Consider the following 13,799-nt stretch of genomic DNA (forward strand, 5'->3'; position numbering starts at 1 on the left):
ATGGCACTATTACAATCAATCACGCAGTCAGAACCGACCAAAAAACTGACCATGGATGAGCCTGTTGAAACGCTATTTAGCTCAACGGCAAGTAAGCTAGTCGGCAAGCCGATCAATCGTGTCGATGGCTCATTAAAAGTCAGCGGGCAAGCGCATTATAGTGCTGAGATACATCTAGACAACAAAGCGTATGGTGTCTTGGTAGGTGCGACAATTGCCAAAGGGCGAGTTAAGAGCATTGATAACGATTCGCTCAAAGGCATTCCTAATATTATTAAGGTTGTGACCGATCCTGAGCATTTTTTACGTAACTCTCAACAAGGTGGATTAAAAAAAGCACCGACGCAGGGAGCGACTGAGATTTTTTATCATGGTCAGCCCATCGCGGTAGTCATCGCTGAGACTTTCGAAGCAGCGAGAGAAGGCGCGAAGGCGCTCAAGGTTACTTATACAGACGAGACTGATCAGGCAGCATTGAACTTTACTCAAGAGCTCTCTAATGCACACGCGGTCGATGAGCAGAAAGGCTCTGACAAAAACTATGTCCAAGGTGACCCGGATAAAGGCTTAGCTGATGCGGCAGTGACCGTTGATCGCTTTTATCATACGCCAAGTCAAAACAGCTCTGCGATGGAGCCCCATGCGACGTTGGCTCATTGGGAAGACGATAAGCTAGTCCTGTATACCGCCAATCAGATGCTCGCGTCTTGCAAACAGCAGGTCATGGATGCTCTAGATTTGAACAAAGATCAGGTACAACTGATCGCACACTATGTCGGTGGTGGGTTCGGTAGTAAGCTTGGTATTGCTCCTGAATCTATTGCGGCGGCGATTGCTGCAAAAGATCTTGGTCGCCCTGTGCTGATCACTATGACGCGTCCACAAGTGATGGAGGCGACAATCAGACGCTCAAACACGCGTCAGCGTATCGCAATCGGTGCGAACAATGACGGTGTGATCGATACATTGATTCACGATACGATCTCTAGTAATTTGCCAGATGAGGCTTTCTTTGAGCCAACTGCCTTGTCTACACACTATCTATATAGTGGCAAAAACCGCCGTGTAAATTATGAAATGGTAGACATGAACCAAGTGTTATCCGGCTCAATGCGTGCGCCTGGGGAAGCGGTTGGTATGATTGCCGTTGAGTGTGCAATGGATGAGTTGGCTACCCAGTTAGCGCTTGATCCTATCGAGCTGCGTCGTCGCAATGAACCTGAAAAAGATCCTAGCAAAGACATTCCATTTTCGACACGTAAGCTGATTGAGTGTATGGAGCAAGGTGCTAAGCAGTTCGGTTGGGATAAAAGAAATGCAAAACCTGCCAGTCAGCTAGAAGGTGACTGGTGGATAGGTACAGGCATGGCTGCTGCTGCTCGCGGCAACCAATTACAGGCATCTGAAGCACGTGCAACCCTACAGGTAGATGAGTCAAAAGCACTCGGTATCAAAGCTGTTATCGAGACAGATATGACAGACATTGGTACAGGGTCTTATACGGTGTTTTCTCAGGTAGCTGCAGACCTGCTAGGACTGCCTATCGATCATGTCGAAATGAAGTTAGGTGACAGTGCATTGCCACCAGCATCAGGCTCAGGCGGTAGTTGGGGCGCTGCGAGTTCTGGTAGTAGTGTCTACCTAGCTTGCGAGCAGCTGCGTGAAATGCTAGCAGAAAAAGTTGGTCTGTATCCTGATAACATTCAGTTGGACAATGGTCAAATTAAAAAAGCAGGCGAGCATGATTTAACGGCAGTAGAAGCGGCTAAGAAGGGTGGTCAATCATTTGCTGATAGTACTATTGATAAGCTATCGCAAACTACAGGGCTTTCATTATCAGGAGAGTCGGCATCACAGGAGTATGACTTTGATAATACAGATGCTTACGCGCTTGCAGAAGTAGTCGCTGGCTATGATGAGCAAAAAGTCAGTGCTAAAGGTCAGATAAAGCCAGGCAAGAATGGCAAAAAGTATCGTCAGTCGTCGTTTGGTGCTAACTTCGCTGAAGTCGCTGTTCACAAGGTGACTGGTGAGATTCGGGTCAAGCGTATGACAGGTGCATTTGCCGCTGGTCGTATTCTTAACCACAAAACAGCAACCTCACAATGCTACGGCGGCATGGTGTTCGGTATCGGCTCAGCACTAATGGAGGAAGTTATCCATGATAAACGTGACGGTCGTCTCTGTAATCACGACCTCGCCGAGTACCATGTGCCAGTCAATGCAGACGTACCGCAGTTGGAAGTTATCTTGGTAGAAGAGGATGATCCGTATACCAACCCAATGCATATCAAAGGTATCGGTGAGACGGCTATCGCAGGTGCGGCTGCCGCGATTGCCAATGCCGTCTACAACGCTGTCGGTGTCCGTGTCTACGATTTCCCAATTACGCTCGACAAGCTGCTGTATGAGATGCCAGAGTAGTTTTATAAGTTTATATATGACGAAAACCCGCTTACTGAGCGGGTTTTTGTAAATTAATCGGTAGTATGTTTCAACATTATCAAAAAATAATCATTAAATAAGAGACGTTATGAATCAAGTCGCTGATATTCTTCAACTGGCAGGTGACGCTCAGCAGCAAGGTGTCGATGCTGTATTGGCAACGGTCGTACATACTGAGGGCTCAGCATATCGCCGTGCTGGTGCAATGATGCTCATCTGTGAAGATGGCCGCTCGGTTGGGATGATCAGTGGAGGCTGCTTGGAGCCACATATTATCAAGCGTGCCTTTTGGCTCACGCGTGACGGCGCTACTGTGCAAGTCTATCAGACCGGTGATGACGTTGAATATACCGAAAATGGTCAAGCGCAGGTTGTGATCGACAAAGAAACGAGCGACGCAGATGCTGAGGCAGACGACTTAGACGACTTAGACGACTTAGACGACTTAGACGACTTAGACGACTTAGACGACTTAGATGACTTGGATGGCCTAGACTTTGATGAGTTGAACTTTGGACTCGGTTGTAATGGACGTGTACATGTACTGTTTGAGCGTTTGGCAACAGCTGTACCATTCTTAGCCTTAGTTCGTCAGGTTCGGCGAACTCAGCAGCTGATTACGGTCGCTACTTTGATTCGTACTAAGGATTCCCAGTATCAAACGGATAGTCTAGAGAAAAGCGCTGAGCTAAGAATAGGCACGCGCATCAATCTAGAGGAATATTACAATTCGGGAAGCTTACCAGAACAAGAGGCGATAAATCCTTTGAATACGATGGTGGATATTGTAGAAAAGTTAGCAGAATACAAGCTGTCTGAGGGCAATACCGAATACGTGACCATAGAAACGAATGAGGTAACTACTGAGTGGCTCGTACAACGCTTGCAACCACAAGTGCGTTTATTAATTTGCGGCGCGGGCAATGACGTGATGCCACTGGTGACGATGGCAAAGCTACAAGACTGGCATGTGACGGTTATAGACAGCCGCACGCAATATGCGACTCGTATGCGTTTTCCTCAGGCAGATGCAGTAATGTCGTTATCTTTAGAGGATAGTGATACCTTGCTGACACTGAGTGATAATGCAGCGGTCGCTTTGATGTCTCACAGTCTGACCCAAGACCGCGCTCGCTTGGCGATACTGCTAAGACATTCGCAAAATTATAGATATTTAGGTCAGTTGGGGCCGCGTTATCGTACCGAACGCTTGATCAATGAGATAAGCGCCACTCACACACAACCTGACGTCTTGGCTGCTGGTATCCGTAAGTTGCATTATCCGATTGGCTATAAGCTAGGCGGCGATGGCCCTGAAGCTCTTGCGCTTGGCATCATGGCACAGGTGAATGCAGTCATGCATGGGCAAGCTGCATCAGTAGAAGGCTCTCACAGTGAGGGCTCGAATGTAGCAAAAAGCGTTGGTAATACGGATGCTGATATTGTGCCGAGTACCGTATGAATAGTATAGTTTTAGAAGACAATGATAGACAGGAGCAAAATCATGCGGTCATCATATTGGCAAGTGGCCTCAGTCAGCGTTTAGGACAACCTAAGCAACTACTTATTAAGAATGGCGAGCCGTTGATTAATTATATGATCCGATTGGCAGTGAGCACTAATCCGCAATCCATTGTCGTGGTGATTCCTGATAAGCATCCTGCAATTGCCAGTGCAGTCACAGAGCTGGCTATACAATATCCAGCGGTTCAAGCGGTGCTAAATTCAAAACCTGACACCGGCATGGCGGGCAGTTTGTATTTGGGTATTGAGACCATTGCTAGTTTTGAAATTGCCAGTCTTGATGCTGATTCAATCGAGAAAGTGCTTATTATGGGGATTGATCAGGTTTCATTAGATGAGTTACATCTGACCGCATTACTTGCTGGCGATCAAACCGTGGTGGCAAGTGGCTATTGTAGTTGGCAGCGTTTAGAAAAGCATCAAAATTTGGACGAAGCGGAATCTAATAAAAACTCTGCTACTAGAAAACCTGCAAACCATATCATTGGTCTACCTTTAGCAATTAACTATAAGCTGCTTAAACAATGGCAGGCAATGTTAGTAGGAGATAAAGGGTTACGATATTTGATTAGAAGGTTACCAGCCGATCAAATAGGTACAGTGATCAACGATAATCTTACCTATGATATTGATACGCCCGATCAGCTTATCTATGCCAAGCAACGAGGCTGGCTGGATGAGAAATCCTAGCGATAATAAGTATTAAGCGACCGAAATGACAAGCATGATAGAAACCGAACGACTGTACCTTAGACAGTGGCAAGCGAGTGATTTTACGCCATTCGCTGAGATGAATGCCAATCCCGAAGTAATGGAATACTTTCCTAAATTATTAACCACTTCTATGAGTAACATTATCGCCAAAAAATGCCAGACGCTGATTGAGGATAATGGATGGGGGTTTTGGGCGGTGAGTCGCAAAGACAGCTCAGATAAAAGTGATGACTTTATCGGTATGGTTGGGTTAAATGAGGTACATGCTGATATGCCATTTGCTCCTGCTGTTGAGATTGCTTGGCGCTTGCGTAGTGAGTATTGGGGACAAGGGTATGCGACAGAGGCAGCGCATGCTGCTTTGCGCTATGCTTTTGAGGTATTAGAACTTAGCGACGTCGTTGCCTTTACTGCCGTTATCAATAAACGCTCGCAAAAACTTATGGAGCGCCTTGATATGACTAACATGCAGCAAGATTTTTATCATCCTATGCTTGATGCTAAGCACCCACTTGCTGAGCATGTCCTGTACAAAATTACGCGGCAGCAATGGCAAGTCCTTAGAGCATAACGCATTCTATTTATCTGACTATTCATCTGATACGGCTGCTCTTGAAAATGTCAAAATATGCCCTTTGAACGGCAACTCTAGATAAGTCGTATTTTCAGGTTTGATGTGTTGACTACTATAGCCATACTCAATCATCTTGTTGGTCAGTTTGTTTTTGCGGCCACGGCCAGGGTCGACTACGATGACCTCACAGGTCGGTAAGGCATGGCGCTCGATAAATTCCGCCAGTATATCAATGTGCTGATCTTCATAGAGCAAGTCACTGCCAATAATCATATCAAACTTGCCAAGGTGGCTATTGTCCTCTGCCCAGTCTAAACGCTCAAAATTGATATCTTTGTTATTATTCAGCGTGGTATTTCTATCAAGGAAATACTCAACCGTTGGATGATAGTCGGTCGCTGTGATGTCCGCATGGCGATGATTGAGCAGTAGACTCGATAGCGCCATGCCGCAGCCCACCTCCAAAATCCGTTTACCCGTGATATTGTAATCGAGCATATGATTGGCCAGCACCAAACTGGACGGCCATATGACGCCAAACATCGGCCAAGACGCCGAGCAAATACCCAAATTTAACGCCTCATCATTAGGGTCGCTAAATTGTTGATTGTCACGCAAAGTGCACACATGAATGTCAGTGTTGCCAATTTCGATCGTTTGATAGCGCACGCGCACGGTGGTCAGTGAAGTCATAAACTGTCCTAAAAAAGAAGCAAGAATGCAAAGCCTGGCAGAGGGTGCCACTTTCAGTAAGGTAGGACGTTGGAGGCGATAATTTAAATCTTGGAAATGATGTAAAACTCGATTTTGTAGAAGCTGACATCTGGCAGAAATTTAATCGGCAATAAGATAAGCGTGAGAAGAGTATGCCTCAAATATTGACAAGTTATTGTTAATTCTGAAGGTATTGTTATTGCTGCATCAGCTTAGCTACAACTAAAGCATGGCATCGAAAAAAGGACGAGAAGCGTTGATGTGTGAGAATTTATAAAGAGTAATGAAAAATATTGTGCGCTTTAGTGGATATAAGCGCACGAATCTAATATGGAGTGTATCTTTGATATTTTTAATTTAATCAGCTAAGAAATTTTAGTCCAGACGTCTTGAGTGCCCATACTAGCTCTACAAAGGCGCGACTGTTGGTTAAAGGTTCACCATCGATAATAAGCACATAGCCCGCGCCATCAATCCATAAAAACACAAAGTTTGTCTCAGGAATGAGCAAATCAACTTGTTGAAAAAACGAAATCGCTTGACTCTCTACTGCCCAGCCGCGCTGTTTTTGGCGGAGCATAAAGCCCGAAAAGTCAGCGGCGGCGACACTGAGCATGTCCGCTTCTTCTTGACTGTAGCCAATCCGAGCCAGACAAAACCCTTCATCAGAGCCGATCGCTGCACGGCGTTTGCCAGACAAGCTTGCCACCACATAAGGCAAAAACTGATCTAAAGGTAAGTTGGGTGCAGGTAAAAGCAAAGACAGTTTTTCAATCCAGCCTTGCTCTATAAAGCTCTGTAGCCAGATATCAGAATAACGCTGTAACCAATCAGCAGCGAGTAGTGTCTGCCCATAAGACAATAAATCTTGTAGCGCCAACTGCTCGTCAGTCGGCTCATTTTGTGAAAACGCCTCAAAAATACCAGCAGGCGTGAGGGTTAGATAGGTTTTATCAGCATTTAAGTAAGAAGACATAGCGGCTACCGTAGTGATGAAAGGGTGACAAAAAATATTTAAGGTGATAAACAAATGATGATCTATCGTGTAGTAGAAGGTCTAATGGTTTGATCAAGATGCTGTTGGCAATTATCCCAGCGCTTATCAAACTGCCAATCACTTTTGCCCAAGCTAAACCACACTAAGGAAAATGCCAGACGATCGTTGCGTGCCGTACAATGGGCAAAAAACTCATTTTCAATTTGCTCAATGGTGCCCCAGTCTTGATTAGCACGTGCTTGCATCAACTCGCTTGTGATGTCTTTAGCGATTTCTTTGGCATCATCGCTACTGATACGCAGTCGCTGTTTCTGCTCATTGAGCGACGGCGACACTAGCACGCTCCAGCGAGTAGCAAGCATACTGTTGCGCTGAATGTAGCTCTTTTTATCAATACAATCGCGAAACCCTTGCTGGGCATCAGGATACAAACGATCCTTGATACGCGTAAAGAGATTGTTGACATCGTACGGAATATCAAACCAACACCCATAGAAAAAGTCCGCTACAGCGCCTTGTAACGGTTCTTTTTCAGTCATCAGTAAGGCGGCGTTGATGCGCTGCTCATGAAAGTGACGGTTATTGGGTGCCAAAAACACCTTGCGCGAGTAAAGTCGAAATACTCGGTGCGCCACTTTCTCATTTTTTTTAATCAGGTCTACATCAGACATCATAGTATCCTTGTATCATAGCCGTGATGGCAATAAGTGCAACAAGTCACCGCCTTATTCCGTAAAACGAAGTGCGATATCAATAAAGCGAATAAGCGATCAGTCCAATAGCGTTTGCATCAAATCAATCATAAATTCGGCATCTTCTTCGCTCATTGCCTCAAACCCCTGAGGCATACCAAGCTCAGTCAAGGCTTCTTTACCATCTGCATCGTTATGCAAATTGAGGATGGTCTCTAGGAAGATTTGCGCATCGGGAAAGTCTTCTTTGATCAGGAGTACATGACTGATATCAGCCAAGTCACTTTCGATAAGTACCGATAGCTGAGTCTTGGTCAAGCGTGAGAAGCTATGGAAGATCTCCGCTAAGAAAAAGGCAGCTTGGGCATCGCCTTTGATCACTTTTCGGGCGGCGGCTTGATAGGTCTCAGTCACATCCCAGTTGAGATCAGATTCTTCTATATCGACAGCTTCTAGCAAACGTAAGCCAATCAGCTTGACGTCGCGGTTGTCTGCCATGGCGACAGTTGCACCCGCATGGATATCTTCTAAGCAGTTGATATTGCTATTGGCCGCTGCTGCAATGACCATTTCATCAGACTTACCGATAGGTCGCGCAATGGCGCGGTAGCCTTGTTCACGTATCAGGGCGGCTGCATCAAAAGGATTGGCATAGATAATTTGAATATCACCTGCCTCAATCAATGCTTCTTGCTCAGCATGTGATGCTGGGATGTTTAGGTGCATGTTTAGGTTGGCACGTTTTTGAATCAAGGTATTGAACATATGCCAGCCTGCAAAGCGCTCAGGCGAGAAATCAGGGGCGATTAACATATTGTGTGTCGTCATGATTTAGCCTTCCTCATCTTGTTTCATTTGGGCGTACTGCAACATCGCCGCTTCGATTTTGCTGCGTGATGGCTTGCGGCGTACTGAGGTATAGCCAACGGTTTCGCCGCGGCGAACATTGGGCACGACAGTGGCATATACCCAATAGTGACTACCGTCTTTGCATAAGTTTTTGACGTAACCATGCCATTTTTGTCCAGATTCAGCGGTATCCCACAGGTCTTTATAGGCGGCTTTTGGCATATCAGGGTGGCGCAAGATAGATTGCGGTTGACCGATGAGCTCAGCAACGCTATACCCACTAATCTCGACAAAGGCATCGTTGACGTGAGTGAGGATACCGTCCAGATCGGTACGCGAGACAATCAATTTGCCGTCGGGATAAGGGCGTTCTATTCCCGTATCATAGACAGTCCGCGACGTGCCATCATAATAGGTTAGGGTGATTTGCTCAGCAGGCAGTTCAGGATTGTGTGCATCAGGGATTGGAGAACCCATGGTCATCTCCTTCGTTAGTCGTTATGTCGTCAATCCTCTATAAATTGGATACGGTGTCAGCCTTGCTTAGTCTACTACTTATAGGGCTTTCACTCGGCTTGCTTGTATTCAAATCATATTGAACCGACTATGTTTATAATAATTAAAAAGCGAATAGATAAGGCGCTTGTTAAAAGCCAAAGCCATCAATCAAATGAGTTTTGCCAAGGCTTCTGAAGCACGCTTGATGTCTAAGAATATCAAGCCAAGCTTGGCATTGGGTTTTGCCATGATGGTGAGCACTGCTTCTTCGCCTGATGAAGTCATAATCACATAGCCTTTTTCGCCTTGAATCATGATGCGATCGATACTACCGCGTGCCAATTCGCGGCCTGCACGGTCGCCCAATGATAGCAGTGCCGCTGACATCGCCCCAACACGGTCTTCGTCAACGCCAGTGGGTAGAGCTGAAGCAATCATTAGACCATCGTTAGAGATTAGGGCGGATGCTTCAACATCTGCTGATGAGCTGTTTAAGTCTTCCAATATCTGTTGAAATGAATCTGTACGCATATCGCTTTCTCTATACTGTGTGTTAATTTTCATTTATGAACTATAGTTAGCCAAAAATAACCCTGTTTAAAAAAGGGTATTATAAATCCTTACTAAAGATATTGATATAGTAAATCCCTATTTAAATTAAGGTTATGAACATTTCTTTCTTTAATTTCATAAAATTTTTAATATTTTTACCAAAAAAGCCCTAATCATTGAATGACTGGGGCTTTTTAACTGAGATAAATAAAGGTAGCTTGACTATATGGTCTCGCGCCATTGTCCTTGAACCATAATGCCTTGGAGAGGGTTGAGACCCATTTGGTATGCCAAATCAGCAGGGCGGGCGATGTCCCATAGTGCTAAATCAGCGTCACAACCAACCTCTACTTTTCCTTTATTAGATAATCCTAGAGCCTGCGCTGCATAAATTGTTGATCCTGCCAATACTTCTTCAGGGGTGAGGTAAAATAGCGTACAGCCCATATTCATCGTCAATAATAGCGACGTTAACGGTGAGGTTCCGGGGTTGCAATCGGTCGAAATCGCCATGGGTACGTGGTGCTTACGCAGTGCTTCAATCGGCGGCAGCTTGGTGTCACGCAAGGTATAAAACGCTCCGGGTAATATCACCGCAACCGTGTTGCTAGCGGCCATCTTCGCTATGTCAGTTTCTGATAAGTGTTCTAAATGGTCGCTAGATAGCCCTTTATATTCGGCAACCAATGCGCTACCGCCGATATCAGATAACTGCTCAGAGTGTAGTTTGACGGGCAGCTCTAATGAGCGCGCGACCTCAAAAACGCGTCTGATTTGATCGCTACTAAACGCAATGTTTTCACAAAAGCCATCGACCGCATCGACCAAGCCTTCTGCATGCAGAATCGGTAACCACTCGCAGACTTGCTCGATATAGTCGTCCGCACGGTCCTTGTATTCTAGCGGTAGCGCATGTGCCCCAAGGTAAGTAGTACTCACATGAATGCCGTGCTTTTCGCCAAGCTGGCGAGCGACCGTGAGCATTTTGCGTTCAGTGTCTAAATCTAAGCCATAACCGGACTTGATCTCGATACTGGTGATGCCTTCTTTAATGAGGGCGATTAAACGCTTTTCACTTTGTGCAAATAGCGATTCAATACTGGCCGCGCGGGTGGCGCTCACGGTTGCGACAATACCGCCACCTTGTGCAGAAATATCTTGATAACTGGCCCCTTGCAAACGCGCTTCGAACTCATTGCTGCGGTTGCCGCCATAGACAATGTGCGTATGACAATCAATGAGCCCAGGCGTTATCCATTTACCATCGACGTCTGTGATTTGGTTCTCATGATAATGAGGCAGATGCGTAGCAATTTGCTCCTGTGCCCCAAGCCAAGCAATTTTGCCGTCTTTAATACCGATAGCCGCGTCATGTAGTTGACCATATGGGACGCTATCAGTCTCTTCTTTTTCGTAAATATCAAAACCATATTGTGCCGAGAACGTCGCTATATTGGCATTAATAATGAGTTGATCAAACGATGTCATAGTAAATTTGTCGAGCGTCTGCTCGTTAAAATTTTCTGATTCATTCATAGTATGCTCCTAATGATTGGGAGGCGAGTAACCTGTTAAGTCCTTTTCTTTGTAAGAGCTAGCTGACAAGTAAGTGCTGCTCTACAATAGTCGCTAGTAAGCGAGCAGCGACCTTGCAGCTACGGCTATCTACATCAAAGGTCGGGTTGATCTCAGCAATATCAGCCATTTTTACTTTGCCTGATGACATGATCAGCTTCACCATACGCTCAACAAAACCAAGCTCAATACCAAAGGCGGCAGGTGCGCTTACACCTGGAACGACACTAGATGGCAAACAATCCATATCGATGGTGAGATACAAGATATCGACCTGATCTATGAAGCTTTTGACCTGCTCGGCAAGTGTATCCCAAGGCTGATAATGACAGTCTTCATCGCTAATGACCTGTACGCCCAGTTGCTCGGCACGATCAAAAAGTGCGGCGGTATTAGAAAAGCGACTGACGCCTATACAGCAGTAGTGAAAGGGCTGATCGTGTGCGTCAAGGTGCTCAGCAATTTGACGAAACGGTGTCCCAGAGGTCGCCACATCAGACTGACGAATATCAAGATGTGCGTCAAAATTAATGATTCCGATTGTCGGTGCTGCGGATGTGCTGACAGTCGTGTCATTTGTTTCTTTTAACGCTTGCCACAATCCCAAAAAGCTACCGTAAGCGATGGCATGACCACCGCCCAATCCGATGGGTAGTCCACCTTGTTTGATGATAGTGCCGACTGCATCGGCATACTTGATCTGAGCTTGCTCAAGTGTACGCTCGGCAAAGCCGTCGTTGTCATGACAATGAATATCACCCGCATCACCGAGTAAGGATGGTAGTTGATCGTCAAAGCGTTGTTGCAACTCGGCAATGACTGGCAATGCAGCGAACGCGTGACGAATCAATGGCGGGGCGGCCCTTGCACCCACACGCCCTTGATTGCGTCTGACGCCTTGGTCACATGCAAAACCAACCAACCCGATATTTTGAGCCTCATAAGGCTGGGCAAGCTGATACCAGTAGCGGGCGCGCGCAGTCTCAAACGGCTCAGCACGGCCTGTCCACTGGGTCATATCAGCAGGTGTATGGTTAATGGGTGTGGTTGCTACTGTCATCGTTGCTCTCCTTTAACCAATTAACGGTTACTTAGACTCGTACCAGTCGCGACGCAGTTCTTGCCAATGCTCAGCAAGTGTACCGTCTAGTACTAGCTGTTTGGCGGCTTCGATATCAGGGGCTAGGTAGCGATCTTTATCATAGAACGTCACTTGCTCACGCAGTTTTTCATGTGCCACTGTCAACGGCTCTGACGTCTCGAGTCCGCGATGGAAGTCGATACCTTGACCAGCAGCTAATAGCTCAATACCGATGATAGTGGCCGTGTTTTGCGCCATCTCGTATAGGCGGCGCGCACAATATGTTGCCATAGATACATGATCTTCTTGGTTGGCAGAAGTTGGGATACTATCGACGCTGCCTGGATGGGCGATAGATTTGTTTTCCGATGCCAGTGCTGCGGCGGTCACATGCGCAATCATAAAACCTGAGTTGACCCCAGCGTTATTAACCAAGAATGGCGGCAGACCACCTGACAGCGTTGCATCAATCAGCAAGGCCACACGGCGCTCAGACATCGAGCCAATTTCAGCGATTGCGAAGGCTAAAATATCCGCGGCAAAAGCGACTGGCTCGGCATGGAAGTTACCACCTGATATGGCGACCGGGCCATCTTCGCTATTAAAGATAAGCGGATTGTCTGTCACCGCATTGGATTCGATGAGTAGCGTTTTTCCTGCTTGGTTGATGATATCAAGGCAAGCACCCATGACCTGCGGCTGACATCGTAGGCAGTAAGGGTCTTGTACGCGATCATCTTGTTCGCCATCGTGCGAGGCACGAATAGCACTGCCTTTGATCAATTGACGATGCGCTTTGGCGATCTCTATCTGACCATGATGACCACGTACTTCATGAATACGGGCATCAAATGGTGAATCTGAGCCTTTGGCGGCATCAATCGATAGCGAGCCGACGATAGTCGCTGTCTCAAGCAAATCCCGTGCTAAGAAATAACCACGTAATGCTAGTGCGGTTGATACTTGCGTACCGTTGATGAGAGCAAGGCCTTCTTTGGCTGCCAGTGTAATCGGCTTTAGTCCATGCTGGGCTAGAGCATCAGCAGCTGGCACTTTTTTACCGTCAACAAAGACATCACCTTCGCCCATCATTGCAAGTGTCATGTGTGATAATGGCGCCAAGTCACCAGATGCACCAACCGATCCTTTGGCGGGAATGTTTGGCGTGATTTGATTGTTGATCAAACCAAGTAAGCTATCAACCACCTCGCGGCGTACACCAGAAACGCCTTGTGCTAGGCTAGCAACCTTCATCACCATAATCAGTCGTACCACACCGTCTGGTAGCGCGTCACCAGTACCTACCGAATGAGAAATGATCAGGTTACGCTGTAGCAGCTCAAGCTGGTCATCACTGATACGTGTCTTGGCAAGTAAGCCAAAACCAGTATTGATGCCATAAGCGCTTTTATCACGGGCAATGATCGTGCGCACATCTTCGTGCGAGGCATCAATCGCCTCATAAGCGCTCTCAGGCAAGCTCAATACCACGGGCTGATCATAGATTTCACGTAGCATCTCAAAGCTAAGCTGGCGTGGATGTAGGGTCAATTGTTTGATGTTGCTCATAAGGGTAATCCTAGT

At 46.5% G+C, this 13,799-nt stretch carries 13 protein-coding genes; 4 read left to right on the forward strand and 9 right to left on the reverse strand.

Features of this window, described 5'->3' with window-relative positions:
- From AC5JPO_RS11670 to AC5JPO_RS11685, 4 genes are all read left to right on the forward strand, one after another.
- Positions 1–2,424: a molybdopterin cofactor-binding domain-containing protein gene (locus tag AC5JPO_RS11670; protein ID WP_443525882.1), complete on the forward strand. Its 2,424-nt coding sequence runs from the start codon at positions 1–3 to the stop codon at positions 2,422–2,424.
- Between the two features lie 109 nt (positions 2,425–2,533).
- Positions 2,534–3,907 (forward strand): XdhC family protein, encoded by a 1,374-nt coding sequence (locus AC5JPO_RS11675; protein WP_443525884.1) that lies wholly within the window; start codon positions 2,534–2,536, stop codon positions 3,905–3,907.
- Positions 3,904–4,659: an NTP transferase domain-containing protein gene (locus AC5JPO_RS11680; RefSeq protein ID WP_443525886.1), complete on the forward strand. Its 756-nt coding sequence runs from the start codon at positions 3,904–3,906 to the stop codon at positions 4,657–4,659. The genes AC5JPO_RS11675 and AC5JPO_RS11680 overlap by 4 nt, the downstream gene beginning before the upstream one ends.
- Positions 4,660–4,693: 34 nt before the next feature.
- A complete protein-coding gene (locus tag AC5JPO_RS11685; RefSeq protein WP_443525888.1) occupies positions 4,694–5,254 on the forward strand; it encodes a GNAT family N-acetyltransferase in 561 nt (186 codons plus the stop codon).
- Positions 5,255–5,272: 18 nt separating this feature from the next.
- Here AC5JPO_RS11685 and AC5JPO_RS11690 read toward each other — a convergent pair whose 3' ends face one another.
- From AC5JPO_RS11690 to hutH, 9 genes are all read right to left on the reverse strand, one after another.
- Positions 5,273–5,950: a class I SAM-dependent methyltransferase gene (locus tag AC5JPO_RS11690; protein ID WP_443525889.1), complete on the reverse strand. Its 678-nt coding sequence runs from the start codon at positions 5,948–5,950 to the stop codon at positions 5,273–5,275.
- Between the two features lie 382 nt (positions 5,951–6,332).
- Positions 6,333–6,947: a hypothetical protein gene (locus tag AC5JPO_RS11695; protein WP_443525891.1), complete on the reverse strand. Its 615-nt coding sequence runs from the start codon at positions 6,945–6,947 to the stop codon at positions 6,333–6,335.
- Positions 6,948–7,009: 62 nt separating this feature from the next.
- Positions 7,010–7,639: a hypothetical protein gene (locus tag AC5JPO_RS11700; protein ID WP_443525893.1), complete on the reverse strand. Its 630-nt coding sequence runs from the start codon at positions 7,637–7,639 to the stop codon at positions 7,010–7,012.
- Positions 7,640–7,738: 99 nt separating this feature from the next.
- Entirely contained in the window at positions 7,739–8,488 is a 750-nt protein-coding gene (locus tag AC5JPO_RS11705; RefSeq protein ID WP_443525895.1) for a PhnD/SsuA/transferrin family substrate-binding protein, read from the reverse strand.
- Positions 8,489–8,491: 3 nt separating this feature from the next.
- Complete coding sequence (locus AC5JPO_RS11710) at positions 8,492–8,986, reverse strand: PAS domain-containing protein (protein ID WP_443525897.1); 495 nt, start codon at positions 8,984–8,986, stop codon at positions 8,492–8,494.
- 189 nt (positions 8,987–9,175) lie between these two features.
- On the reverse strand, positions 9,176–9,538 hold the full coding sequence (locus tag AC5JPO_RS11715) for a roadblock/LC7 domain-containing protein (RefSeq protein ID WP_040641606.1): 363 nt from the start codon (positions 9,536–9,538) through the stop codon (positions 9,176–9,178).
- Between the two features lie 243 nt (positions 9,539–9,781).
- The gene (gene hutI, locus AC5JPO_RS11720; RefSeq protein WP_443525899.1) at positions 9,782–11,095 is read right to left on the reverse strand and encodes an imidazolonepropionase; all 1,314 of its coding nucleotides are present in this window, start codon (positions 11,093–11,095) and stop codon (positions 9,782–9,784) included.
- 58 nt (positions 11,096–11,153) lie between these two features.
- On the reverse strand, positions 11,154–12,194 hold the full coding sequence (hutG, locus tag AC5JPO_RS11725; RefSeq protein ID WP_443525900.1) for a formimidoylglutamase: 1,041 nt from the start codon (positions 12,192–12,194) through the stop codon (positions 11,154–11,156).
- 27 nt (positions 12,195–12,221) lie between these two features.
- Positions 12,222–13,784, reverse strand: coding sequence for a histidine ammonia-lyase (gene hutH, locus AC5JPO_RS11730; protein WP_443525902.1), 1,563 nt, complete (start codon positions 13,782–13,784; stop codon positions 12,222–12,224).
- Between the last annotated feature and the right edge of the window lie 15 nt (positions 13,785–13,799).

This window comes from Psychrobacter sp. H25 (assembly GCF_059076335.1).